The 26,961-nt window shown below is 51.9% G+C and carries 18 protein-coding genes; 9 read left to right on the top strand and 9 right to left on the bottom strand.

Features of this window, described 5'->3' with window-relative positions; genetic code table 11:
- The first annotated feature begins 231 nt into the window (after positions 1-231).
- Positions 232-2,820 (top strand): ATP-dependent chaperone ClpB, encoded by a 2,589-nt coding sequence (clpB, locus tag G3I67_RS10200; protein ID WP_163654957.1) that lies wholly within the window; start codon positions 232-234, stop codon positions 2,818-2,820.
- 55 nt (positions 2,821-2,875) lie between these two features.
- Here the strand turns inward: clpB and G3I67_RS10195 are convergent, their stop codons facing one another.
- From G3I67_RS10195 to G3I67_RS10175, 5 genes are all read right to left on the bottom strand, one after another.
- Positions 2,876-3,874 (bottom strand): ABC transporter ATP-binding protein, encoded by a 999-nt coding sequence (locus G3I67_RS10195; protein ID WP_163654954.1) that lies wholly within the window; start codon positions 3,872-3,874, stop codon positions 2,876-2,878.
- The gene (locus G3I67_RS10190) at positions 3,871-4,938 is read right to left on the bottom strand and encodes an ABC transporter ATP-binding protein (RefSeq protein WP_163654952.1); all 1,068 of its coding nucleotides are present in this window, start codon (positions 4,936-4,938) and stop codon (positions 3,871-3,873) included. Before G3I67_RS10190 ends, G3I67_RS10195 begins: the two co-directional genes overlap by 4 nt.
- Positions 4,938-5,831 (bottom strand): ABC transporter permease, encoded by an 894-nt coding sequence (locus tag G3I67_RS10185; RefSeq protein WP_163654950.1) that lies wholly within the window; start codon positions 5,829-5,831, stop codon positions 4,938-4,940. The genes G3I67_RS10190 and G3I67_RS10185 overlap by 1 nt, the downstream gene beginning before the upstream one ends.
- An 11-nt stretch (positions 5,832-5,842) precedes the next feature.
- A complete protein-coding gene (locus G3I67_RS10180; protein WP_163654948.1) occupies positions 5,843-6,796 on the bottom strand; it encodes an ABC transporter permease in 954 nt (317 codons plus the stop codon).
- Between the two features lie 106 nt (positions 6,797-6,902).
- Positions 6,903-8,579 (bottom strand): ABC transporter substrate-binding protein, encoded by a 1,677-nt coding sequence (locus G3I67_RS10175; RefSeq protein WP_375539315.1) that lies wholly within the window; start codon positions 8,577-8,579, stop codon positions 6,903-6,905.
- A gap of 206 nt (positions 8,580-8,785) precedes the next feature.
- Between G3I67_RS10175 and G3I67_RS10170 the strand changes: the two genes are divergently transcribed.
- The 4 genes from G3I67_RS10170 (at position 8,786) to G3I67_RS10155 (ending at position 12,354) form a co-directional block, all read left to right on the top strand.
- Entirely contained in the window at positions 8,786-9,526 is a 741-nt protein-coding gene (locus G3I67_RS10170; RefSeq protein ID WP_163655204.1) for an aspartate/glutamate racemase family protein, read from the top strand.
- Entirely contained in the window at positions 9,523-10,404 is an 882-nt protein-coding gene (locus tag G3I67_RS10165) for a DMT family transporter (protein WP_163654946.1), read from the top strand. Before G3I67_RS10170 ends, G3I67_RS10165 begins: the two co-directional genes overlap by 4 nt.
- Positions 10,405-10,483: 79 nt before the next feature.
- Positions 10,484-11,527 (top strand): glycosyltransferase family 2 protein, encoded by a 1,044-nt coding sequence (locus tag G3I67_RS10160; protein WP_235931856.1) that lies wholly within the window; start codon positions 10,484-10,486, stop codon positions 11,525-11,527.
- Positions 11,527-12,354 (top strand): ChbG/HpnK family deacetylase, encoded by an 828-nt coding sequence (locus tag G3I67_RS10155; RefSeq protein WP_163654942.1) that lies wholly within the window; start codon positions 11,527-11,529, stop codon positions 12,352-12,354. The genes G3I67_RS10160 and G3I67_RS10155 overlap by 1 nt, the downstream gene beginning before the upstream one ends.
- A gap of 8 nt (positions 12,355-12,362) precedes the next feature.
- Here G3I67_RS10155 and G3I67_RS10150 read toward each other — a convergent pair whose 3' ends face one another.
- Both G3I67_RS10150 and glnE read right to left on the bottom strand, forming a co-directional pair.
- Positions 12,363-13,106 (bottom strand): epoxyqueuosine reductase QueH, encoded by a 744-nt coding sequence (locus G3I67_RS10150; RefSeq protein WP_163654940.1) that lies wholly within the window; start codon positions 13,104-13,106, stop codon positions 12,363-12,365.
- A 9-nt stretch (positions 13,107-13,115) separates the two neighbouring features.
- The gene (gene glnE / locus G3I67_RS10145) at positions 13,116-15,899 is read right to left on the bottom strand and encodes a bifunctional [glutamate--ammonia ligase]-adenylyl-L-tyrosine phosphorylase/[glutamate--ammonia-ligase] adenylyltransferase (RefSeq protein WP_163654938.1); all 2,784 of its coding nucleotides are present in this window, start codon (positions 15,897-15,899) and stop codon (positions 13,116-13,118) included.
- Between the two features lie 88 nt (positions 15,900-15,987).
- Here glnE and G3I67_RS10140 point away from each other — a divergent pair, with 88 nt between their 5' ends.
- Positions 15,988-19,623, top strand: a complete 3,636-nt coding sequence (locus G3I67_RS10140; RefSeq protein WP_163654936.1) for a YhdP family protein — start codon at positions 15,988-15,990, stop codon at positions 19,621-19,623.
- Positions 19,624-19,660: 37 nt separating this feature from the next.
- Here the strand turns inward: G3I67_RS10140 and rho are convergent, their stop codons facing one another.
- Together rho and trxA are read right to left on the bottom strand one after the other, a co-directional pair.
- Complete coding sequence (gene rho, locus G3I67_RS10135; RefSeq protein ID WP_163654934.1) at positions 19,661-20,917, bottom strand: transcription termination factor Rho; 1,257 nt, start codon at positions 20,915-20,917, stop codon at positions 19,661-19,663.
- Positions 20,918-21,042: 125 nt separating this feature from the next.
- Entirely contained in the window at positions 21,043-21,369 is a 327-nt protein-coding gene (gene trxA, locus G3I67_RS10130) for a thioredoxin TrxA (RefSeq protein WP_163654932.1), read from the bottom strand.
- A gap of 187 nt (positions 21,370-21,556) precedes the next feature.
- Here trxA and parE point away from each other — a divergent pair, with 187 nt between their 5' ends.
- Genes parE through G3I67_RS10115 form a run of 3 tightly spaced genes read left to right on the top strand, consistent with a single transcriptional unit; the run spans position 21,557 to position 26,947 of the window.
- Positions 21,557-23,518 (top strand): DNA topoisomerase IV subunit B, encoded by a 1,962-nt coding sequence (parE, locus tag G3I67_RS10125; RefSeq protein ID WP_163654930.1) that lies wholly within the window; start codon positions 21,557-21,559, stop codon positions 23,516-23,518.
- 22 nt (positions 23,519-23,540) lie between these two features.
- The gene (gene parC, locus G3I67_RS10120; protein ID WP_163654927.1) at positions 23,541-25,850 is read left to right on the top strand and encodes a DNA topoisomerase IV subunit A; all 2,310 of its coding nucleotides are present in this window, start codon (positions 23,541-23,543) and stop codon (positions 25,848-25,850) included.
- Between the two features lie 50 nt (positions 25,851-25,900).
- The gene (locus G3I67_RS10115; RefSeq protein WP_163654926.1) at positions 25,901-26,947 is read left to right on the top strand and encodes a CDP-6-deoxy-delta-3,4-glucoseen reductase; all 1,047 of its coding nucleotides are present in this window, start codon (positions 25,901-25,903) and stop codon (positions 26,945-26,947) included.
- Positions 26,948-26,961: the final 14 nt, after the last annotated feature.

Below are 26,961 nucleotides of genomic sequence, written 5' to 3'. Positions count from 1 at the left end.
ATCCCTATTAACCCTAATATGGTCTGATTTGATGCAAATCAAATAAAAGAGATTTAAAAACAACGTGTTACAACAAAAAATGCGAAGATGAACTTGCGGAGGCTCAAAACGTCCCATTCTGACGGCAAGCTGAATTAATTTCGGGTTTCAGGTATTGAAAAGTCACTAAGTGCCCACATTTAGTAGCTATCAAAATTTAGGCGGCCACGCCAACCTATCAGGAACCACACCATGCGTTTTGACAAACTGACGACCAAGTTTCAGCAAGCGATTGCCGACGCCCAAAGTCTGGCGGCGCGTAATGACAATCCCTATATAGAACCCGTACACGTTTTGTCGGCTTTATTGGCCGATGCCGAAAGTGGCTCCGGTAGCTTACTTTCGCGTGCGGGTGTTGCGGTTAACAAACTTCAAGCCTCTTTGCAGACAATCCTGAAGGGACTGCCTCAGGTGCAAGGCGCGGAAGACAACATTCAGGTCAGTCGTGACTTGCAGTCCGTCTTCAATCGTACGGACAAAGAGGCTGCCAAGCGCGGCGACACATACATCCCGAGTGAGCTTTTTTTGCTGGCTTTGGCTGAAGACAAAGGCGATGCCGGTCGTGCCCTCAAGGAGGCCGGCTTGCAGCGTCAGGCTCTTGAAGCCGCGATTGATGCGGTGCGCGGAGGTTCAACTGTGAACGATCAGGAAGGCGAGTCCAATCGCGAAGCGTTAAGTAAATATACGCTGGATCTGACTGAGCGTGCGCGCTCGGGCAAACTTGACCCAGTCATCGGTCGTGATGACGAAATCCGTCGTGCGATTCAGATCTTGCAGCGACGCACAAAAAATAATCCGGTATTGATCGGTGAGCCCGGCGTGGGCAAGACTGCGATCGTAGAAGGCTTGGCGCAGCGAATCGTCAATGACGAGGTGCCTGAAACTTTGCGCGGCAAAAAGGTCTTATCCCTTGATTTGGCAAGCTTATTGGCCGGTGCAAAGTTTCGCGGCGAGTTCGAGGAGCGCCTGAAGGCTGTCCTTAAGGAGCTCGCTCAGGATGATGGTGGCATCATTCTCTTCATCGACGAAATTCACACGATGGTCGGTGCAGGTAAAGCCGAAGGTGCCATGGATGCGGGCAATATGCTCAAGCCCGCGCTTGCGCGTGGCGAGTTGCATTGCATCGGCGCAACTACGCTGGATGAATACCGTAAGTACATCGAGAAAGATGCCGCCTTGGAGCGTCGTTTCCAGAAAGTCATGGTCGATGAGCCCGATGTCGAGTCGACCATTGCAATCTTGCGCGGTTTGCAAGAGCGTTATGAGCTTCATCATGGGGTTGAAATTACCGATCCTGCGATTGTTGCTGCTGCTGAATTATCGAATCGCTATATTACGGATCGTTTTTTACCGGACAAGGCTATTGATCTGATTGACGAAGCGGCTGCCCGCATCCGGATGGAGATCGACTCCAAGCCTGAAGTCATGGACAAGCTAGACAGACGCATCATCCAGCTCAAAATCGAGCGTGAAGCGGTCAAGAAAGAAAATGACGAAGCTTCGAAACGTCGCTTGCAGATTATTGAAGAAGAGCTCGAGAAGCTTCAGCGCGAGTACAACGATTTCGAGGTGATCTGGAAAAGCGAGAAAGCCGCCGTGCAGGGTACGCAATCGATCAAGGAAGAGATCGAGCGTGCGCGCGCCGAGATGGCCGAATTGCAGCGTAAAGGTCAGTTCGATAAGCTTGCCGAACTTCAGTACGGCAAGCTACCTGAGCTCGAGTCTCGTTTGAAAGCCGCTGAAGGCGCGGGTGACAAGACGACAGAAAAGCCTCGCTTGTTGCGCACTCAAGTCGGTGCCGAAGAGATTGCAGAGGTGGTTTCGCGTGCGACCGGCATTCCGGTATCCAAGATGATGCAAGGCGAGCGCGACAAACTGTTGCACATGGAAGATCGTCTGCATCAACGTGTGGTCGGACAGGATGAAGCGGTCGGTCTGGTTGCAGATGCAATACGTCGTTCGCGTGCAGGCTTGTCCGATGAATCGCGCCCATACGGGTCGTTCCTGTTCCTTGGACCAACCGGTGTGGGTAAGACCGAGTTAACCAAAGCGCTGGCTGATTTCCTGTTCGACTCGGATGAGCATCTGATTCGTATCGACATGAGCGAATTCATGGAGAAGCATTCCGTTGCACGCCTCATTGGTGCGCCTCCTGGATATGTCGGTTATGAAGAGGGTGGTTATCTCACCGAGGCGGTTCGTCGCAAGCCTTACAGCGTCGTACTGCTTGATGAAGTCGAAAAGGCGCATCCGGATGTTTTCAACGTGTTGTTGCAGGTGCTTGATGATGGGCGCTTGACGGACGGTCAGGGTCGCACGGTTGATTTCCGTAATACTGTGATTGTCATGACTTCAAACCTGGGGTCGCAGCACATACAGGCCATGGTCGGTAAACCCTATGAGGCGATCAAGGAAGTGGTGTGGGATGAACTCAAGACTCATTTCCGTCCCGAGTTTTTGAACCGAATCGATGAAGTGGTTGTGTTCCACGCCTTGCAGAACGCTCATATCGAAAAGATTGCCGGCGTGCAGATCAAGCGCCTTGCCAAGCGTATGGCACAGCAGGAAATGGTTCTGGAAGTTTCGGATGCAGCATTGGCTGAACTGGCTCGCACCGGTTTTGATCCGGTATTCGGGGCGAGACCACTTAAGCGGTCTATTCAGCAGTTGCTCGAAAACCCGATCGCCAAGCTGATTCTCGAAGGCAAATTCGGTCCCAGAGATGTTGTACCTGTCGATTACCGAGATGGTCAATTCGTGTTCGAAAGGGTTCTGCAGTAATAGCTTTTGACATTTAAAGCCCTTGCCGCCTTGTTACGGCAAGGGCTTTTGTATGTCAGATTGCCTCGGTCGTTTGCTCCAGCCTGAAACAACGTGCGCTATGTTCAGGATTGATTTGAGATATTTCGGGTATGGATTCCCGGCAAGCATCTTGCGCCAGTGAACATCTATCTGCAAATGTACATCCCGGGGGCAAGGCACTGAGATCCGGCGGCGAACCCGGAATAGTTTCAAGCCGGGTTCCCTTCGATACCGATCCATGTGCCAGGCTCTTGAGAAGGGCACGGGTATAAGGGTGGCGAGGCGACCTCATCAAAGTGCGTGTGCTGCCTTCTTCTACGATGCGTCCTGCATACATCACCGCAATCCTGTCGGCAACTTCAACGGCTGCGCCCAGATCATGGGTGACGAATACAACAGACAGTCCCAACTCACGCTGTAATTCACGTAGCAGCAACAAGATCTGAATTTGTACCGTAGCATCCAATGCCGTTGTAGGTTCGTCAGCCAACAGCAGTTTTGGCTCGCTGGCAAGTGCCAATGAAATCATGGCGCGCTGACGCATACCGCCTGACATTTCATGAGGATAGGCATCCAGCCTACGCTCGGGACTAGGAATGCGGACACGTTCAAATAGCGATAGGGCGCGTTTTCGGGCCTCATCTTTGCTGATGTTCTCGTGTCGTCTGATCGCCTCGATTATTTGCTCGCCAACGGTATAAACCGGATCCAGAGCCAACAATGGCTCCTGGAAAATCATCGAAGCAACTTTGCCCCTAAAGTTTGTAAGTTCGGCGTTTGGCATGGATACAACATCACGCCCATCAACAAGAATCTTGCCTTCGATCTTTGATCGGCCTGGCGGGTGTAGACGCAAAATTGAACGCAAGGTTACGCTTTTGCCGGAACCAGATTCGCCAATGAGAGCGACCACTTCACCTTTCTTGACGCGAAGATTCACCCCCGACACAGCTCGTACGGGCTTACGACCACCGGTAAAGGTGACATTCAAATTCTGAATGTCCAGAAATGCGTCGTTATGCAGAGTGCTCATGCGGCCTCCTTGGTTGATTTTGGCAAGGAGATAGGTGCCTCAGTGTGACCGCTGCCGGCCACATGCATTAGACATGCTACGCCATCGCCTTCACGGTTTGTCACCAAAGCAGGGGCAGTGGTTTTGCAAACAGCCTGAACATGCGAGCATCTCGTATGAAAACGGCATCCGGTGGGCGGATTGATCGGATTGGGCGGATCACCTGTCAGCGGTGGTTTTTCGGTACGATGATCCGGATCCATTGATGGAACCGAGGATAGCAGGGCGCGGGTATAGGGATGTTTCGGATCGCTGAACAGTTTTTCGCAGTCTCCGATTTCTACGACCTCACCCAGATACATCACCATTACACGATCAGAAATATATCGGACAACATTCAAGTCGTGACTGATGAAAACATATGTCAGTCCGAATTCCTGTTTTAAATCCAGAAGCAAATTCAGTACTTGCGCTTCGACCGATTTATCCAGTGCCGACACGGCTTCATCCAGAATGATCAGGCGTGGCTGCAATGCAAGCGCACGTGCGATATTGACGCGTTGGCGCTGCCCCCCGGATAGCTCATGCGGATAACGTTCTGCAAAACGCCTTGGATCCAAACCGACCTTGGCAAGCAAATCCCTTGCACGCTCGATCGCTTCGTCTTTTTTTACTCCATGCACTTGTGGGGCGAACGCGATTGAATCTTCAATCGTTAATCTGGGATTGAGGGAAGCATAGCTATCCTGAAACACCATTTGGGCTTGACGTCGAAACTCCTTCAAAGTGAGTTCGCGTGATCCGACGGACTGACCGTCGAAAATAATATCGCCATTGTCCGGCGTGGTCAGGTTCATCAATAAACGCGCGGTAGTGGATTTGCCGCAACCGGATTCACCGACTACACCCAGCGTTTCTCCCTTACGAACCATGAAGTCGATGCCATCGACAGCGCGAACCACTCCACCACCGCGACCCCATAAGTCTTTTTTCAGCGCAAAGTGCTTGATCAGATTCTTGACCATGAGCAGGGGTTGAGCTGTCCCCCCTACGTCATGACTATTTTGAGTGTTTAACTTATCCATCAGTTCTTGATTTCCATCGCAGTACGCAGGCCATCCGAAAGCAGATTGAACGCGATCGAGGTCACAAAAATCATTACGCCCGGCAATGCCGCAATCCAAGGCTGAACATAGATTGCCGTGCGCAAGGTGTTGAGCATCAAACCCCACTCGGGTTCAGGTGGTTTGACGCCAAGTCCGAGAAAGCTCAGTCCCGAAGCCAAAATCATCGACACGGCGATGAGGCTTGTTGCGTAGACGAAAATTGGGCCAAGCACGTTACCCAATACATGTACGCGAACGATCGTAAAGGCATCCGCGCCAGAAGCCCTTGCCGCATCCACATAATCTCGGCTACGAATTTGCGTGGTCACACTTTCGGCGACACGGGCAATCGGTGGAATGAACACTATCGTGAGCGATATCAGGGAGTTGGTAATGCCGGCTCCCAGGACCCCCGATAGTGCAATGGCGAGCAGGACAGAAGGGAAGGCGTAGAAAACGTCGATCGTGCGCATGATCACTGTATTCACCGCACCGCCTGCGTAACCTGCCACGATGCCGATCACCGAGCCAATCACAAAGGCGCAAACAACAGGAGTGATCCCCATGAACAACGATAGCTTTGTGCCGACAATCAGGCGTGAAAGCATGTCTCGACCAAGTTCGTCCGTGCCTAAAATATGGCCGGTAAAGCCGATTGGTTTGAGGCGTTTCATGATCGATGAGGCAAATGGATCATAAGGTGCGATATATGAACCAAAAACAGCCATCGCCAACAATAGCAGAATGACTATGGCGGCAAAGACGGCGACTCGATCGCGCATAAAGCGCTGACCAACGTTCTTCCAGTAGCCAGTGGATTTTTCCACCGGAAGGGTAGGCACTTTGGCCGGATTAACAGCAACATTCAACATGGATATGTTCCTCAGCTACGTGCGATTCGTGGATCAAGCAGCGTCTGGATGACGTCTACGATCATGTTCAGAATCACAAAGAACATGGCAAGCACTAGTATGGTTCCTTGGAGCAAGGGTAAGTCGCGCTGGAAAATCGCCGCGTTCAACAGAAATCCTGTACCGGGCCAGGAGAAGACGGTTTCGATCAAAATGGATCCGCCAAGCAGATAACCAAGTTGAAGACCCATGACAGCCAATGCGGTTGGTGCGGCATTTTTGACGACATGCAGGAAAATTCCCAGATTAGTCATTCCTTTTGCACGTAGCCCGACGATAAACTCTTGGGCAAGAATGTCGGCAACCAGCGCGCGTACTGTGCGCGAAATGATCCCCATTGGTATCACGCTCATTGTGACTGCCGGAAGAATCAGGTGTTTGACGTGTTCCCAGTCCCAGGCCCATTCACTCGAGCCACCGGGACCGGCGCCGCTAGGTGGCAACCACATTAGCGTCGAGCTGAATATGATGACCAAAACCATGCCCAGCCAGTAATGCGGAACGCTTACGCCTAAAACCGAGGTAAGCGATGCCGCCTTATCCACCCATGAGTTTTGGAAGTAGCCTGCGACAAAGCCGAATAGGCATCCGAAAATAAAACCGATCAACGTCGCAAAAACAGAAAGACGCAAGGTATTTCCAACTGCTTTGAATACTTCTTCAGTGACAGGTCGACCGGTTGCGATCGAAGTGCCCAGGTCGCCATGAAGCGCACGCCAGACCCAGCTGACAAACTGCTCTGGGTATGAGCGGTTAAAGCCATAAAGCTCCATGAGTTGTTTCTGCAACTCTTGGGATGCATCCGGAGGGAGGATGGAGACAAGTGGATCGCCCGGGGCAAGATGCACTAAAGCAAAACACACCAGAGCCACGCCCAGCATGATGGGCAAGGTATAAATCAAACGTCGCAGCAAAAAACTCAGCATGCAATCAAATCTCGCAAATTATTGAATAGCGCATCAACCGCATTGAAGTGCGATGCACAAAATGAGACAGGCTGCGCCCGAGAGGACGCAGCCTGCTGATACAACATTACTGAATTGACATCGGTGCGATATCGATGAACCAGTTCTTGGGCTGAACTACGCCCTTGACCTTAGGGCTCATCGCGCGGGGACCCACGTCATGTGCCACCCAGATGAATGGAGCTTCTTCGACAATGCGGGTATGCAGTTTTGCAAGCGCTTCATCGCGAGGCTTATCATCAAATGTCGTACGGGCATTCTGAATCAACTGATCGAACTCGGGATTGCCGAACAAACCCCAGTTATTCGAAACGGGCGGGAAGGTCTTGGTGCTGGTAAATCGAACCAGACCAAAGAACGGATCCATGGACGAGAAGCTGACGTTGGTCGCTGTCGCGCCGTTGGCAGAAGGATCCTTTGCTCCTTTGCGCCAGTTGTTGAACAGGGTGTTCCATTCGATCACGTCAAAGTCAATATCGAAGAAACACTGTTTTAACGACTGCTGAACGAATTCGTTCATGGGTAATGGCATCATCTGGCCCGAACCTGACGCAGAAATCTGTACCTTCGTCTTCAGTGGTTTGGCTGCGGAATAGCCGGCTTCGGTCATGAGTTTCTTGGCGCTATCCACATCGTATTTGATGTCGAAGGTTGGTTTGCCGAACCAGGGATGGTCCGCCGCCATCGTACCCTTTGGAATACCCATCAGGTCGCCGAGCAGTGTTTTTAGGCCGGCACGGTCCACGCAGAGGTTGGCAGCATGGCGCACCCGCTTGTCCAGCCAGGGTGAGCCCTCGGCAAATGAGAGTTGCCATGGCCAGACGTGGGGCTGAGGGTTGCTGTAGAGGGTGAAGCCACGTTGTTTGATTTGGGGCAGGGAGTCCGGGGCAGGTGCTTCAATCCAGTCGACCTGGCCCGAAAGCAAGGCAGCGGTGCGTGCATTGGCCTCAGGAATGGGCAGCAAAACAACTCGGTCAATTTTGGCCATCCGTTTCGGATCCCAGTAAGACTTGTTTGCGACCATTTCGAGGCGTTCGCGCGGAACAAATCGCGCCATCTTGAATGGGCCGCTGCCTGAGGCATCGGCAGCAAAAGCCGTCCAAGCTGCTTTTGCGCGTTCAGCAGGTGCAGTAACAGAGGCGGGAACGGCAGCCAATTTGGCTTCCCAGTGCTTGGGCGAGGCGATGAAGAGATTGGTCAGGTTGATCGGAAGGAAGGCATCGGGTTCGCTGGTGGTCAGTTCAACCGTCATATCGTCGATTTTCTTAGCGCTGCGCAATGTGGGCATACGCGAAGCGGTCACGCCAACCTGGGATGGGTCGAAATGAGGGGCATCCTTATCGAGTACTTTCTGCACGTTCCAAACGATTGCATCAGCATTGACATCCGAACCATCATGGAATTTGACGCCGGGGCGTAGCTTGAAAATCCATTTTGTCTTGTCATCTGGATTGATTGACCATGACGTGGCCAGTCCCGGAATGACCACACTGGGTACATCAGCCTTGGACAAATCCCACTGGGTCAGTGAGTCATACATTGGGATCCCGGTGAATCGATTCCCTTCAAAGCCCTGGTCCGGTTGACCGAGCGTGCGAGGAATGTCAGCAGCCGTCATGCCGATTCGAAGAACTTTTTCCTGGGCAGCGGCAGGTGTGGCGCTACCTAAGGCGATTGCGGTATAAACGAGCGATAGTGCCAATGGTTTGGACATCAGACGGGTAAACGACTTATGCTGTTTCATGAGTTCTCCAACAAAAAAGGTTTGGATGCAATACTAAGCGTATCAAATTTATCAATAATGATCTGTCATGTCTGAAAGCAGTTGTAACGCTTAAAAACAAAAACCGAGTCATTGCGCTGTCTCAACACCTAAGCAAAAATTGTGCCAGTAGTGTTTTTTAATATTTATAAAACTTGTGTCCCCACAATCTAAACCAATCCACCATGATGAAACTACTTCTCATAAACCCTAATACATCGACTTCCATGACCCAGGCGATCGCGAAAGGGGCTCGTTTGGTTGCGGCCGCAGGCACCGAAATTGTGCCAGTCCAGCCCAGTTTTGGACCATTATCGATAGAAGGACATTATGACGAAGCGTTCGCGGCAGCGGGGGTGGCTGAGCAGGTCAAGCTGTCCTCAAGCTTGAATCCAAGTGCAGTCGTGATTGCCTGCTTCGGCGACCCTGGGTTGGAAGCGGCCCGCGAAGCGACCCGTGCACCGGTTTTGGGCATTGCGGAGGCGGCCTTTCACGCAGCTTCGATGATTTCTACGGGTTTTTCGGTCGTGACGACCATGACGCGTACATGCATCATTGCCGAAAGGCTTGTCCAGCGTTACGGCTTTGAACATCAATGCCGCGGCGTGCATGGAACTGACATTCCGGTTTTAGCGCTGGAGGAAACAGGTACACACATCGCCGACCAGATCGAAGACACCGCGCGCCAGGCGCTTAGCAGGGATCGAAGCTCGGCAATTGTGCTGGGTTGCGCCGGAATGACGGGTTTATGCAATACCTTGACCCAGCGTCTTGGTGTACCGGTTATCGATGGTGTCGCGGTTGCAGTCAAGTTTGCCGAAACGCTTGCTTATCTGGGGTTGGGCACCAGCAAACATGGTGACTATGCCGAACCATTGCCTAAAGTCTATACAGGCTGGGCCGCACCGCTGGGTTGGCCCGGAGCATGACCAGAAAGCAGGCCTTATTCTCTGTTCATCTTGTTGCAGTCCTGTTCGGCACCTGCGGAATTCTTGGCGAATTGATTCAGGCCGGAGCCGATGTGATTACCTGGGGGCGCGCGATGTTTGCGGTCATCGCCCTAACCATCGGAGGATTTTGGGTCGCGGGTCGGTCAACACCGCAATCAATGAGCTTTTCCGGAATGTTTCAACATGGGCGCTGGCTTGCCTTGCTTTTTTCCGGAGCCATGCTTTCGATTCATTGGGTAACGTTTTTCGTCTCGGTCAAAGTAGGGGGCATTGCAGTTGCTACGCTTGGTTTTGCAACATTTCCGGCTTTCATTACTCTGATCGAGTGGAGTGTGCTACGTGAGCGTGTGGCCAGGGCCGAATGGATCAGATTGATTTGTGTCACATTCGGTCTGGTGCTGGTTACGCCCTCAATAGACCTGACGGATTCCGTGACAGAGGGGTTGATTTGGGGAGTATTGTCAGGGGCAAGTTTCGGTGTTTTGGCAGTGCTGAATCGCCGATATCTTGCCTCGATTGATGCGTTTCAAGTGGCAGGGTTGCAGAATTTGATCGTGTTTTTCTTGCTCAGTCCATGGGCGATTCCCCATCTGGGGGCTGTGAGCGTACAGAGTTGGTTCTGGATTTTATTGCTGGGCGTTGTCTGTACCGGATTGGCTCATCTCCTGTTTGTATCAGGATTGCGGCATTTGCATGCCAGGACGGCTGGTTTGGTCGTTGCCCTTGAACCGGTCTATGCCATTGTTTTTGCTTGGATTTTATTTTCTCAAGTCCCGGGTTTGAGAACAATTGCAGGTGGAACCATCATGATTCTGGCTATTATCAGTGCCAGTTTTGCAGTGCGGAAACAGAATTAACAATCGTATCAATTAAATACATGCTTCTCCCTTTAAGCAAAGTTATGATGTCGTAATTCCAATTGGTTGTATGTTACGCATGACGACTTTAGACCAAAGTTACCCATCCGCTTCGATTCCGCTCCGGCCTGATGCCCGTTGTGCACCTCAAGCCATGATTTCATGCGTGGTTCCGGCGTTCAATGAACATGAAAATCTCGGTTTGTTGCTGCCGCGCTTGCAAGCAGTATTGACGCAAGCCTGTCAGAATTGGGAAGTCGTGGTTGTGGATGATGGCAGTCGGGATCCTACATCGGTTCTGATGTCGACCTGGACGCAAATTCCGGGTTTTAGGTATGTTCAACTTTCGCGCAACTTTGGAAAAGAACCCGCGATTACCGCCGGACTTGAGGCCGCTCGAGGCGATGCAGTCATCATCATGGATGCTGATCTGCAACACCCACCTGATTTTCTACCTCAGATGATCGCCAGGTGGCAGGCCGGTGTCGATATGGTTTATGCCGTTCGTGAAAATCGCGATGATGAAAGTTTTGGCAAGCGCCTGGGCACTAAATTGTTTTATTCGCTTTTATGCGGTACGCGTGGAGTTGAAGTGCCTGCACATGCAGGAGACTTCCGCCTGATGGATCGTGCCGTGGTGAATGCGTTGCTGCAGATGCCGGAAAGAAATCGTTTCATGAAGGGGCTGTATGCCTGGGTGGGATTCAGTTCCGAGGCGATTCAATATACCCCCGACAGCAGGCCTTTCGGACAAAGTCATTTCAGCGCGCTGAAGTTGCTGCGTCTGGCTTTTGCCGGACTGACCGCTTTTACGACTTGGCCATTGCGTGCGGTGAGTCTGGTCGGATTTCTGGTTTCTTTATGTTCATTCAGTTACGGTATTTACATCGTGATCGAATATTTGTTGTTCCGAAACCCCGTTGACGGGTGGCCCACCATAGTCACGATTTTGCTGTTTTTCTCCGGAATTAATTTGATTTCACTCGGTATTGTCGGCGAGTACATTGCTCGCATTTTCGATGAAGTCAAAGGGCGCCCCCTTTATATTGTCAGGCAGTCGACCGGCCATTCGCACCAGCCTGTTGCAACGGGCATGCCTTCCATTACAGAGCGTTCGGACTGATGGGGCAAGGTACGCCACTGATCCCCATTTCGATCTGTGCCGATGATTTCGGAATCGAACCGGGTGTCGACGAGGCAATTATCGAGTTGTCTCAAAAAGGGCGCTTAAGCGCCACCAGTTGCCTGACAACAGCAAATGGATTTACCGACCGTGCCCAAGGGCTTAAGACTTTGCAGGTCGATCTGGGTGTTCACCTGAATTTCACCGAATTTCTCGGATCTCCCGGTATTTACCTTCCTTTACCCAGGTTGATTCTGAAATCCTATTTGCAGCAACTTGACTCTGAAGAAGTGGAGGCACAAATAGGTCGTCAGCTCGATGCATTCGAAAATCAACTTGGACGTGCTCCGGATTTTATCGATGGACATTTGCACGTGCATCAGTTTCCGGTGATTCGAGGCGCTTTGATCAAACAGCTGACTCTGCGGTATAGCCATCGTCGGCCATGGGTACGTAATACATGGCCCGGAGCGCTGTCTACTGCGTTACCTTTTATGCAGAGATTCAAGGCAGGCGTGATTGGTGTTCTGGGTGCGCGTGCATTTACGCGTATGGCAGAGCAGAGCGGTATGCGCTTTAATCGTGATTTCATGGGTGCATATGATTTCACCAAGCCACACCCCATGTATGCGACCATGCTGGATGCCTGGTTTTCCAAGGCTCAACACGGGACATTAATCATGGCGCATCCGGCAAAGTATGTTAGCCAGGGGGATGCGTTCGGCCAGGATCGGGTCGAAGAATTCCGGGTGCTGTCCAGCGAGCTATTTACGCTATTGCTGGATCAGCATCAGCTCGTGATTAAACGGATGTCCGAGATGGATTGATGCGCAGGTTAGAACTTTGTGTCTGACCCTGCAGTACTTGTTGGCGAATTTTCGATCGGCTCTGTGGGGTCGGTAACCGGACGCCTGATTTCTTCGATCACATTATCGCGACCGTAATACTTGATTCCGATTTTGATGCGGTCGCGCCCTTGGTCTCGACGATGCCTATTGGTGTCCCTTAACGAGTAAACGCACCCGCAATATTCTTGCTGATAAAACTCTTCGCGTTTACTGATCTCGATCATCCTGGCCGATCCGCCATGTTTGCGCCAGTTGTAAGTCCAGTAAGTCAGATCATCGTAGCGAGCCGCCGCGCGCTCGCCACAGCCATTGATCTGATTCATATCTTTCCAGCGTGATATGCCCAGGGAGCTCGTAATCGTGTCGAAGCCATGCTCGTGTGCATAGAGTGCGGTGCGCTCAAAACGCATATCGAAGCATTTTGTGCAGCGCTCGCCGCGTTCCGGTGAGTTTTCGAGACCTTTTACCCGATCGAACCAGTTGTCGACGTCGTAATCGGCATCGATGAATTCAATTCCATTGGCCTCGGCAAAACGGATGTTTTCGTTTTTACGAATTTCATACTCTTTGACGGGATGAATATTCGGGTTGTAGAAGAAAATCGAATAGTTGATTCCGGATGCAAGCATTGCCTCCATCACTTCGCCGGAGCACGGCGCACAGCAAGAGTGCATGAGAACTTTCGAGCTTCCTTCGGGAAGCGAGAGGCTGGGGCGTAGGGGATCTTTCATGGCCTTATTTTAGCCAAGAACTTGAGCCCATAGCGTTTTAACCGTATCGCGTTCAGGGATCAGCTCACTTTGCTCGACTCTGGCGTGCTCGGCTCCTTGAAGTCTTACGGCATGTTGCCGACGGCGCAGGTTTCGATAGGCATCACCGGCGCGTACCGAAAGATCCTTGTCTATTAATCCGACTTCGCCTGCAATGCGTAAAAGGGCGATGTTGCCCAAATTTCCGATCAATTGAGGATATTTGTCGGCGTGCGTGAGAACAAGATATTGCGTGACGAACTCCAGATCAACCATGCCGCCTTTGTCATGCTTGATGTCGAACAATTCCGTTTTGTTGGGATGGCCAGCGGACATTTTGTCGCGCATCGCACAAACTTCGGCTTTGAACGCGATCTGGTCGCGATGCTTAGTCAACACCTTGCGGCGTACATTTTCGAATGCAACGCCTACAGCGGGGTCGCCGGCAGCAAAGCGGGCGCGAGTCAGGGCTTGGTGTTCCCAGGGCCAGGCATGCTCAAGTTGATAGGTTTCGAACGCCTGGACGGACACTGCCAACAAACCTGCATCGCCATTGGGTCGCAGACGCAAATCGATTTCATAGAGTCGACCGGATGAGGTCATCGTTGATAGCCAGGAGGTCATGCGACGGCCGAGCTTAGCGTAAAGTTCGGCCGCATCCTCCGATGGGTCATCGTACAAATAGACCACATCAAGATCGGAGGCATAACCCAACTCTTTGCCGCCTAACCGTCCATAAGCAATCACCGCAAAAAGTGGCGGTCTGAGCGGCGCATCTTTTTCAGGTTTTGCAACCAGTGGCCAGACGCGATGGATTGTCTCGTTGAGCATCATGTCTGCCAAGGCGGATAACTGATCCGCTAGTGCTTCGACAGTCAATCGACCTTCAATATCCTGCGCGAGCAATTGGAAACTGATCTGTCGTTGCAAGTCACGCATCAGATTCATTTGCTGTTCGACATCCGGCGTGCCGTCCGGCAAAACACAACCATCCAGATCGGCTCTCAAGCTTTGGGCAATCTTTTCGAAATCGACCGGCTCCATCAAGGTTCGCCAGGCAATCAAACTATCAAGTACGACAGGATGTTGAATCAGGTATTGTGCGGCAGTCGGACTGGCCGCTAGCATTCTCGCGACACGCGCCAATGTTTCGGGATATTCGGCAAGCAGCGCAAGATAGGCACTGCGCTGGGCAATGCTCTCGACCAAGTCCATGAGTTTGATCGCGGCAACCATGGGAACGGGTGTTTTCAATGCGGCGCGCAACGCATTGGGCAATACGGCATCGACACGATTGCGGCTGACTGTCGCAAGGCTCCTGATCCTGTGGCTTTCTAAGAATGATTCGACACGGCGCGTCAGTTCCGGCGCCTGTTGCCCGAAGGAAGAAATTGTTTTTTCGAGTTCGGTCAATGCCTCGCCATCGTTCTCATCCGACGTTTCTCCAGGTTGTTTTGCGTCATGTGTCGAAGCATCGTCCAGCAAACCAGCCATTCTGAAAGCATTGCGAAATGTCTCGGCCACAAAAGTCCTGTGATCCCGGAGTGTTTGTTCGAACGCTTCCGGACTTAAGCGCATTGCTTGCGCCAATGCTTGTCTGCGAAGGGGCTCGTTGGGCAGCATATGCGTTTGCGCATCATCGTAATATTGCAAAGCATGCTCGGTTTGCCTTAAAAAACAGTATGCGTCCGCGAGTCTTTCCGCTGTGTGATGTTCAATAATTCCGGCGCGCTGCTGCGCGGATAGTGCATCCAGCAGTCCGCGTTGCTGCAAGGCGGGCATTCTGCCCCCCCTGATCAATTGGGAAAGTTGGACGACAAATTCGATTTCGCGTATACCGCCTTCACCCAGTTTGATGTTGTTCTGACTTTCTTGTCCTCGTCGAGCCAAAACTTTGCGTTGCCAGTCCTGGCGGATGCGTTCACGCAGCACTCGCAATGCATCCAACGCGTCAAAGTCGAAATATTTACGATATACGAATGGCAGGCGCATGCTTTCGATATGACGAATCGTGTCGGTCGAATTGCTGTCTTCAAAAGCTTTAGTCGGCATAACCCGTCCCTTGAGCCAGGCATATCTCTCCCACTCCCTTCCCTGGGTGAAGAGATACTTCTCGAAGGCCTCCAGGCTCCAGGCCAAAGGACCCGAATCGCCGTCGGGTCTGAGCCTTAAATCGGTTCTGAATACTTGACCATCGCCATTTTGTTCCGAGATGACGGGCATCATCCGTTGAGTCAGTTTGGCGTAGAACTCGTGATTGGAAATGCACCTGCCCCCATCGGTCTCACCTTCCTCGTCATACAGCATCACCAGATCTATATCGGAAGAGACATTCAATTCACGTCCCCCCAGTTTGCCCATGCCGATAACAATCATTTCTTGAGGCATTCCGGCGCTGTTTCGGGGAATTCCATGTACTTCGACCAGTTCCGCCATGATGGTGCGATAGGCTTGTTCCACGGCAAGATCAGCCAGATCGGACATGGCTTGCACCACCTCCAGCAGAGGCGCAATTCCCGCCAAATCCCTCACCATCGCAAGATAGAAAACTCTTTTCCGAAGTGTCCTGAGCACTTTTTTACAAGTGGCCAAGTCCAGGCGCGCTTGACTTCTAGGTTGCCCAGCCAATTCTTCGAACCATTTGGTTATACGCTCTAAGGTGATTGGCTGGTGACTTTCATTATCCAGCCACTCGCCAAATGCTGCGGAGGCATTCAAGGTGCGTTGGAGTGCTGATGACCATTCACGAGCATGAGTGAGGTAGGATTGGGACATTTAAATCGCGGCCTGAGTAACGTGACAGGTTAGGATGATCGATTTTTGAACGATAATTCAAGATTACTAGATTAGTTTGTTGAAGACTTTGAGTTTTTTCAAGAAATTGCTTCGTTGGGTGTTGGCTACCTTGCTGTTGGTGTATTTCGCCGCGGCAGTGGTGATGCTTACGGTACGTTTTTGGGTGATTCCTCGCATCGACGAGTGGCGTCCGGCAATCGAGCACCATCTTTCGTCAGACTTGGGCATGCAAGTCAAAATCGGAAGCCTTGCTGCGGGGTGGGCGGGGTTATCCCCCACGCTTACTGTCCAAGATCTGACTATGCGCGACGAGCAAGACGCCGACCTGCTCAGAGTGCCTCATGCTTTTGCCTCCGTATCATGGCAAAGCTTAATGAATTGGGACTTGAGATTACAACGTCTCGAAATCAATGGAATCGATTTGTCTGTTTCCAGGGATGCACAGGGCGCTCTTTCGGTAGCCGGAATCAAGATCGAGTCGCATCCGAATAGCAAAATTAAATTCGATGCCGATACACCTTTAGTTCACTGGTTACTCAGTCAAGGCAAGGTTCAGGTGAGTGATGCGATCATCCGTTGGTCGGACGCTCAGCGCAATGCACCCGAATTCGTTCTGACCAAAGTTGATTTTGCATTGAACAATGGATTATTCACTCATCGTTTCCTGATGAATGCCAAATTACCTGACAACGTCGGTAATCGGTTCGAGCTGATTGTTCAGACTAATCATTTGTTTAATCAGATTGCGTCAAAAAACAAACGGGAAGCGGAAATCTACGCAGAAATACAGGATCTTGAGCCTTTGGCGCTTGCACCCTGGCTGGATGTACCGGCAGTAAAAGGGCGCTTTGCCGCGCGAACATGGATCGATGTGGCGGATGGCAAACTCGGTCAAACCATATTCGAGCTGTCAGGCAATAAGCCGGGATTCCTGATGCCGGACGATACTTCAGGATCGCTCACAGGATTCGATGCCACTAAATTCGATTTGCGAATGACTGGTTTGCTGTCCGATTTTTTACCGCAGTCGAACAGCGACTACTTATTGATCGGCCAGAGCGGGCAACCGATCAAGACTACCGTTTCTTTCAATGACTTGAATATTGAAAGTTCGTTTTTTGAGCCCTCCAAACTTGCGCTTGGCAGTGTTAAGAGCACTTTGCAGCTTTTCAGATCGAGTGATGCGATCGACTATCTGAAAATCGACTCATTGCAAATTGATCAAACTGATCTGCAATTAAACCTGGCCGGATCCTGGAAAGCCTCATCGCAGGATCATCTGGGGATGATTGATTTGAAGGCCTCATTTCCAAAGCTGTCGGCCCAGTCTTTGCATCAGTATCTGACCCCGGTGATAGATATTGAAACGCGTCATTGGCTCAGGGACGCGTTGACTAAGGGCCAGTTCGAACAACTGACTTTCACTATGAACGGTGGATTAAGTCAGGTACCTTTCAATCAACCGGATCAAACAGGTGTGTTCGATATACAAGGTCGATTTCAGGATTTATCGATCGATTACGGCCCACCTCAGGCAAAAGAGCTTGGTTGGCCGCCCTTGATCGAGGCAACGGGACGAATTGCCCTGAATAAGCTTGCCTTGTCTCTGGATATCGACTCGGCTACGCTACTCGGAACGAAAGGCGAAAGAGTGTATGCCAAATCGATCCAGGCCAAAATTCCGGATCTGATGCTCAAGCCGGTGTTGTCGATCAGCACGCAGACAGAGGGACAAGCCGAGGATTATCTTGGTGTGCTGCGTCACACGCCTCTGAACGCCGCAATTGGCGATATTTTCGATAAGTTGGGCGCTACAGGCTTGTGGAAGGTTCCACTCGAACTTGAAATCGATCTAGACAAGCCTGATGAAACTAAAGCTAAAGGCCAGATTGTTTTTGCCGGCAGCTCGGTAAATTTCGGTGAAGACTTGCCCAAACTAGAAAATATTCAAGGAACATTGGATTTTTCGAATGCGGTGTTTCGGGCCAACAACATTGCCGCTCGCTTTCTTGGCGGTGATATCGTGATTGACGGCGCCGTTGGTGAACCCGGAGGGAAAATCATCATTGAAGGCAATGCGATTGTTGATGGCATGCGCGAATATGCCAACTTACCGGCTTTAAGTGTTCTGAAAGGGCGAACAAAATACCGGGCTCAAATCGCGCAAAACAATAAAGAAGGTGTCGATGTTTCGCTCACCACGTCGTTAGAGGGGCTTGCTGTTGCTTTGCCGGCACCTTTGGGTAAAGGTGCGACGGACAAAGCGCCTCTGACCTTCCGCTGGTCTTCGCAAAAGCAGAAAAATGATTACAGACACTCCATTTATTTCTCCTTAGGTGATTTAATCAATGGCCGACTTGAAAGGGCGGCCGGTTTTCGGGGTAAATCATATTTTTCCCAGGCAGTCATCGCGATGGGGACTCAGGCTGAATTACCATCAAAGGGGATGAAGGTCGACCTGGCTTTGGGCCCTATAGAGTGGAGTGACTGGAGCGACTTGATTGATCGAGTCTCGGCTGATAAAAAATCTAAATCCGGTGTTACAAACATTCCGATTTTTCCGCCAATTGATCGCTTTTCACTCAAATCACCGCGTTTGGTGTTTGATGAGTTGGTTTTTTCCGATTTGACCGTATCGGGAAGTCAACCGGACATCGGGCAGTGGCAGGTGTTGTTGCGCTCTGAAGAAACTGAGGGTTCATTTAGCTGGCAACTCGCCTCCGGCGCATTGGCTGGTCGTGTCAGGGCCAAATTTTCGAAGCTTGAACTGGGCGCCCCTTCGACATCGGCTGAAGTGCCTCCCAAAATTCAAAACATGAACGAAAGCCAATGGTCCGACATCCCCGCCATTGATTTGATCATCGATGATTTCAAACTTTACGGCAGCCGTTTAGGTAGCCTTTATTTGCGCGGAGACAACATCCAGCGCGGACAGTCGTGGAACATTGAAAGTCTGGAGATTAAAAATCCGTTCGCAAAACTGAACGCTAAAGGGCAATGGAGACTAAAGGGCGGCAATCGGGGCATTCATCTGGATGCCGATCTGGCCATCTCCGACCTGGGCAAGTTATCCGAGCTTATGGGTCATGTCGATCGAGTGAGGGACGGCAAAGGTACGATCAAGGCTCAAATCAACTGGATCAATTTCCCTTGGGTATTTTCCTATGAGGGGATGAATGGCAAGGCGACGATTGATCTTGAGAAAGGTGTATTCGAGCATGTCAATTCGCGCAGTGCCCGCCTGCTCGAATTGTTGTCTTTGCAGTCTTTACAACGCATCTTGAGCTTTAATTTCAGTCCGGGCAATGCGTTTAAAGACGGTTATCCCTGGAATGAAATTTCGGGGTCTTTCGAAATCGAGGAAGGGGTGGCCAGTACGTCGAATCTGGTTGTTGCAAGTCCTGTGGCTACGATTTCGATGGTTGGTAGCTCTGATCTTAATCACAAAACGTGGAACATGGATGCCGATGTCAAGCCACGTTTTGATATGAGTGGCACAGCAGTGGCGACAGGCTTTGTCGTGAATCCCATTGTCGGTGTGAGCGCTCTGGTGACGCAGTTTCTATTGAGAAATCCGATCGAGCGTGCGATGACGGTTAAATATCAGGTGCGCGGTCCTTGGGATGATCCTACGCTTGAGCCTATTGAGGCACCTAAAGCGGCCCCACCAGAAGGAAGCCTGTTTTCCAACGGAGGTAATTGAAATTGGTGATCGCCAGTTAGGCGATCACCTGCAGATATTACTTCTTCATCATGTCGAAGAATTCGTGGTTATTCTTGGTGGCACGCATCTTGTCCAGAATAAATTCCATCGATTCGATCTCATCCATGTCGTGGATGAACTTGCGAAGCACCCAGACTTTTTGTAATACATCAGGCTTGATCAGAAGCTCTTCGCGACGTGTGCCTGACTTGTTCAGATTGATGGCCGGATAGACGCGTTTTTCGGCCAGGCGGCGCTCGAGGTGCACTTCGGAGTTGCCCGTGCCCTTGAATTCTTCATAGATCACCTCGTCCATGCGACTGCCGGTTTCGATCAAGGCGGTACCGATGATGGTGAGCGAGCCGCCTTCTTCAAGGTTGCGGGCAGCGCCGAAGAATCGCTTCGGGCGTTGCAATGCGTTGGCATCCACGCCACCGGTCAGCACTTTGCCAGATGTTGGAACAACCGTGTTGTAGGCACGCGCAAGCCGGGTGATCGAGTCGAGCAGAATGACAACATCTTTTTTCATTTCAACCAGACGTTTCGCGCGTTCGATCACCATTTCGGCAACCTGCACGTGACGTGTGGCGGGTTCATCAAATGTCGAGGCCACGACCTCACCGCGCACGGTGCGTTGCATTTCGGTCACTTCTTCCGGACGCTCGTCCACCAGCATCACAATCATGACCGCATCAGGAAAGTTGGTCGTGATGGCATGGGCAATGTGCTGCATCATCACCGTTTTACCCGATTTGGGGCTGGCGACGATCAGGCCGCGCTGTCCTTTGCCGATCGGAGCGAAAATGTCCAGGATTCTGCCGGTCAGGTTTTCTTCGCTTTTGATGTCTCGCTCAAGCTGCATCACTTTGTCCGGATGCAACGGGGTCAGGTTGTCGAACATGATGCGATGCTTGATCGCCTCAGGCGCAAAACCATTGACCTTGTCCACTTTCACCAGAGCGAAATAGCGCTCGCCATCTTTAGGTGTACGTACTTCGCCTTCGATGGAGTCGCCGGTGTGCAAGTTGAAGCGACGGATCTGGGATGGCGAGATGTAAATGTCGTCTGTGCTGGCCAGATAGGACGTATCGGGAGAGCGCAAAAATCCGAAGCCATCGGGTAATACTTCGAGTACACCATCCCCGAAAATCTGCTCGCCTTGTTTGGCGCGTCGTTTCATGATCGCAAACATCAGTTCCTGTTTGCGTAAGCGGTTGGCGTTTTCTATTTCGAGGCCGGCGGCCATCTCGAGCAACTGCGAAACGTGCAGTGCCTTAAGTTCGTTCAGGTGCATTGATGTCTGTAAAGAAAAGTGACTTCAGGAGGGAGGGGATATTTATGCAATTTTGCTGGTTGTGCAGCGTTAGCGCCTAGAGGTGCCAGTGGCGGGCCACGGACGGGCCCGCGCGTGGAAACGGGTCAGATTGCGCTATCGAGAAAAGAGGTTAACTGTGCCTTAGACAGCGCGCCCACTTTGGTCGCGGCGATTTTGCCGTCTTTGAAAAGCATCAAGGTAGGAATGCCGCGAATGCCGTACTTGACAGGGATGTCCTGGTTTTCGTCGACGTTCATCTTGGCGATTGTGACCTTGCCTGCATATTCGGCAGCAACTTCTTCCAGCATGGGAGCAATCTGCTTGCACGGACCGCACCAGGCGGCCCAGTAATCAACCAGTACAGGCGTGGACGAGTTGATGACGTCCGCGTCAAAGCTACTATCGCTCACGTTTTTAATGTGTTCGCTCATTTTTTTCTCGGTAGTTATTGTGTCAGGCCCCTTGGGCGAGATCACTTGAGTGAATTAAAGCATAACATCAATACATGGGCTAGGGGGGAGGTAGAATGCGCAATTTCTGCGCTTTGCACCTCTTGCCGCGCCAATATTGGCATTTTCCGTAAAATGGCCCATCTTTTCCACAGCCGCTGGGGATAACTTGAGTACTAAGTCATACAACGAATCTTCCATCCGAGTCCTGAAGGGCTTGGAGCCCGTCAGACAACGTCCGGGCATGTATACCCGAACCGAAAACCCGCTTCATATCATCCAGGAAGTGATTGACAACGCAGCCGATGAGGCGCTTGCCGGCTTCGGCAAGCATATTCAGGTGACGTTGAACACGGATGGCAGTGTCACCGTCGAAGACGATGGCAGAGGTATTCCGGTCGGAATGCATCCCGAAGAAAAGGCGCCTGTTGCCGAACTGGTTTTTACGCGGTTGCACGCCGGAGGCAAGTTCGACAAAAAGGGCGGTGGCGCCTACGCATTTTCCGGGGGGCTGCATGGTGTCGGCGTATCAGTCACCAATGCGTTGGCCAAGAAGCTCGAACTCGTGGTCTGGCGCGAAGGCGCCACGCATCGAATGGTTTTCGCCAACGGGGATGTGATCGAGCCGCTCGCCCAGGCCCCTGAGTTATCCCGCAAAAAATCCGGAACACGGGTTCGTGTATGGCCTGATCATTCGTTCTTTGATTCGGCTGTCATTCCTCAGGCCGAATTGATGCACTTGCTGCGTAGCAAGGCCGTATTGATGGCGGGCGTCAAGGTGACGCTAATCAATGAAAAAACGGGCGATACACGCACCTGGCAGTATCAAGATGGCTTGGCGGGATATCTGAATGAAGCCCTGCAAGGCATAGAGTTGCGGGTCCCGCTTTTCGAGGGTGAACAATTTGCCAACGCCGACAACGAAAGCTTTGCCGATGGTGAAGGCGCCCAGTGGGTTGTTGCATGGCACGATGAAGGTAATGTCGTACGCGAATCCTACGTCAATCTGATTCCTACGCCTGCGGGAGGCACCCACGAATCAGGATTACGTGACGGACTGTTCAACGCGGTTAAAGGTTTCGCCGAAATGCACAGTTTGCTGCCTAAAGGGGTCAAGCTGTTGCCCGAGGACGTTTTTGCGCGCACCAGCTTTGTACTCTCGGCAAAAGTGCTCGATCCCCAATTTCAGGGACAGATCAAAGAGCGTTTGAATAGTCGCGATGCAGTGCGTTTGGTGGGTGGTTTTGTAAAGTCGGCCCTTGATCTTTGGCTTAACTCCCATGTCGAGTACGGTAAAAAACTTGCCGAGCTTGCGATTCGGCAAGCTCAGGCGCGCGCAAGGTCGGCCCAGAAGGTCGAAAAGCGTAAAAGCTCAGGCGTCGCCGTTTTGCCGGGCAAATTGACCGATTGCGAGTCTTCGGACGCTGCCAGAACCGAGGTGTTTCTGGTTGAGGGCGATTCGGCCGGTGGTTCGGCCAAAATGGGGCGCGATAAAGAGTTTCAGGCTGTTTTACCCTTGCGGGGCAAGGTGCTCAACTCTTGGGAAGTCGATCGCGACCGCCTTTTCGCCAATAACGAGATTCACGATATTTCGGTCGCTATCGGTGTCGATCCACATGGCCCGAATGACGCACCCGACCTATCCAATCTGCGATATGGCCGAATCTGTATCCTGTCCGATGCGGATGTGGACGGCTCGCACATCCAGGTTCTATTGCTGACCTTGTTTTACCGCCATTTCCCCAAGCTGGTCGAATCCGGTCATGTTTATATCGCGCGTCCACCTTTATTCAGGGTGGATGTGCCTGCGTTGGGCAAGCGTCCTGCCCGCAAGATCTACTGCCTGGATGCTGCGGAGCTTGAAGTCATTCAGGATAAGTTGCGCAAGGAAGGCGTGCGGGAGGGATCGTGGGACATTAGCCGTTTCAAAGGTCTGGGTGAAATGAGTCCAGAGCAGTTGTGGGAAACCACCATGAATCCGGATACGCGCAGGATGTTGCCGGTCGGGTATGGAGAACTGGATCCCGATCAGACGAATCGAATGTTCGACATGCTGATGGGTAAGGGTGAGTCCGGACAGCGTCGCACATGGCTTGAAGAAAAGGGCAATCTTGCCGAAGTCGATATCTAAATAATTTTTTAAGTGAAAGTATATGTCTGACAGTTCACAACCGGGACTTTTCGATCAAGGCGACGGTGATGCCTCGCTGACTTTGGGGCTTTATGCCGAGCAGGCTTATCTTGATTATGCCGTTTCGGTGGTGCGTGGTCGTGCGCTTCCCGATGTAGGCGATGGTCAAAAACCCGTTCAACGACGCATTCTTTATGCGATGCAGGCGATGGGCCTGCAGTCGGGGGCCAAACCAGTCAAGTCGGCCCGGGTGGTCGGCGATGTTCTCGGTAAATATCACCCTCACGGAGACCAGGCAGCCTACGATGCATTGGTTCGCATGGCTCAGCAGTTTAGTTTGCGTTATCCCTTGATAGACGGACAAGGCAACTTCGGATCCAGGGATGGCGATAATGCGGCTGCAATGCGTTACACCGAAGCGCGCCTGACACCGTTTGCGCGTCTGTTGCTTGATGAGCTGGATGAAGGTACGGTCGATTTCATTCCTAATTACGATGGCAGCCACCAAGAGCCATCTATGCTGCCGGCGCGCCTGCCTGTCATGTTGCTCAATGGTGCATCGGGAATCGCGGTCGGCATGGCAACTGAAATCCCCGCGCATAATCTCAGGGAAGTTGCCGCCGCGTGTGTCGCACTGATCAAGCAGCCCAATTTGGCTGATGAAGAGTTGTATGCAATGGTGCCGGGCCCGGATTTTGCCGGTGGCGGCCAGATCATCACCCCATCTGAAGAGATCGCGAATATTTACCAGTCAGGTCGCGGTTCACTCAAAGCGCGCGCGCGCTGGCAATTCGAAGAGTTGGCCCGAGGCCAGTGGCAACTGGTGGTGCACGAGCTGCCCCCGGGAGCATCCTGTCAAAAAGTACTTGAAGAAATCGAGGATTTGACCAATCCCAAAATCAAGACGGGCAAAAAAAGTTTGTCACCCGAACAGCAGCAAACCAAAGCGCAGATGCTGGCTTTGCTTGATGCAGTGCGGGACGAGTCGGGCAAGGACGCTGCTGTTCGATTGGTGTTCGAGCCGAAAACATCCAAGATCGACCGTGATGAGTTCGTCAACACACTGTTGGCCCAAACAAGCATGGAAACCAGTGTTCCGATCAATCTGGTGTGTATCGGAACCGATAGTCGTCCGCGTCAGAAAGGATTGCGCGATGTCCTGATCGAGTGGATCGGTTTCAGGGCCGATACGGTGTTGCGTCGTACGCGCTATCGCCACGAAAAGGTTTCGGACCGGATTCATGTGCTCGAAGGCCGGATGCTGGTCTATCTGAATGTGGACGAAGTCATCCGCACCATTCGCGAATCGGATGAACCGCGTGCAGCTTTAATGCAGCGTTTCAAACTGACAGAGCGCCAGGCAGACGATATCCTCGAAATGCGTTTGCGCCAGCTGGCTCGACTCGAAGGAATCAAAATCGAGCAGGAATTGTCGGACAAGCGTCAAGAGCAGATCAAGTTGCAAGAGCTGATCGACCAGCCGGCCGCCCTCAAGCGCCTGATCGTCAAGGAAATCGAAGCGGATGCCAAGCAATATGGCGATGATCGCCGTACGTTGATCAAGTCTGCAGAGCGCGCAGTTCTGGAGGTCCGCGTAGTTGATGAGCCTGTGACAGTCATCGTTTCGGAAAAGGGTTGGCTGCGTGCCAGACAGGGTCATGGACATGATGCCACCCAGTTTTCGTTCAAGGCGGGCGATGGCTGCTATGGCGTTTTCGAATGCCGCAGCACGGATACCCTGATTGCATTCGGGGATAACGGTCGCGTCTACTCCGTGGCGGTTTCCTCATTGCCCTCTGCGCGTGGGGATGGCGCACCGATTACTTCCATGATCGATCTGACTCCGGGCTCGCGTATCGAGCACATGATTGCAGCGGCGCCGGCGTCGCGCTGGTTACTTTCGACGCGTCAGGGATTCGGCTTCTCCGCCCGCATTTCCGATATGACTAGCCGTCAGCGTGCTGGTAAACAGTTTGTAACCATCGAAGATAAAGACGGATTGCTCAGGCCGGTACCCTTGTTCGATCATGCCAAACATGTTGCTTTCCTGACAACGAAAGAGCGCATTCTTGTGATTCCGGTCGAAGAGATCAAGAGTCTGGCCGGTGGTGGACGAGGCACCATTCTGATGGGCATTGATCCTCCGGATGTTCTGGCCCAGACTGTTCCGGTTACCGTTGCAGGGCTGCGTGTGACTGGAACTTATCGCAACAAGCAAGTGGAAGACATTTTGTTCGGCTCCGAACTGGCCGGTTATATCTCCAAGCGCGCGCGCAAGGGTAAACAACTTTCGGTTCGCTCCAAACAACCCGTTCTATCTCCCGTACTTTGACGTTAAAATGTTGAAGTTACTTGATTTTTAACTCTTTTCAGGCAGTTTTCATGTCTTTTCAGGTCACGGTTTTACCCAGTCAGCATCAATTTCAGGCTAATCCGGATCAATCGGTTCTGGATGCGGCTTTGGCAGCAGGAATCGTGTTGCCATACAGTTGCCGCAGTGGAGCTTGCTCGACTTGCAAGGCAAAAGTCGTATCGGGTCAGCTTGAGGAAGGTGCTGCGCCATCCCAAATCTTGTCACCTGAAGAAATCGAGCAGGGCTACGCTCTTCTTTGCCAGGCGCACGCGGCATCCGATCTGGTGATTGAGTCGCGTGACGTGCGATTGGCTACTGACATCCAAATCCGGAAACTGCCTTCAAGAGTGACCTCTATTACACGCCCTTCGTCGGATGTGGCCGTGCTCAAACTGCAATTGCCCGCCACCGAAACGTTTCGTTTTTACGCCGGACAGTACGTCGAGCTTCTTCTGAAGGATGGCAAGCGCCGCAGTTATTCGATGGCCAATCCGCCTCACGCAGCCGAAGCGCTCGAATTGCATATTCGCCATTTACCGGGTGGTTTGTTCACTGATCATGTGTTTGGGGTCGGTGCAACGCAAATGAAAGAGCGGGAAATTCTTCGCCTCGAAGGTCCACACGGCTCTTTCTATCTAAGGGAAGACAGCGATTTGCCAATCATCATGCTGGCAAGCGGAACCGGTTTTGCTCCCATCAAGTCAATCGTTGAGCATATGATTCATCAGGGTATCCAGCGCCCTGTGACGCTTTACTGGGGCGGACGTAGGCCAGCGGATTTATACATGCACGAGCTGGCGCAGTCATGGTCGCAAACTGTGTCCGGATTTAAATACATACCTGTCATATCGGATGCGTTACCGGAGGATGGTTGGTCCGGTCGAACAGGCTTTGTTCATAAAGCGGTGATGCAAGATCATGGCGACCTGAGCGGTTATCAGGTTTATGCATGTGGAGCTCCGATTGTGGTCGACTCCGCTCGTCGTGAATTCACGGCATCATGCAAGTTGCCTGCGGATGCTTTTTTTGCGGATTCCTTTACATCCGAAGCAGATGCGGTGGCGGTCAAAGGATAATGGAATAGGACTTC

Source organism: Sheuella amnicola, from assembly GCF_010499255.1.
In the GTDB taxonomy this organism is placed as follows: Bacteria; Pseudomonadota; Gammaproteobacteria; order Burkholderiales; family Burkholderiaceae_B; genus Zwartia; species Zwartia amnicola.
The sequence above is the reverse complement of the archived record's forward strand: the minus strand, read 5'-3'. Positions and strand labels throughout refer to the sequence as shown.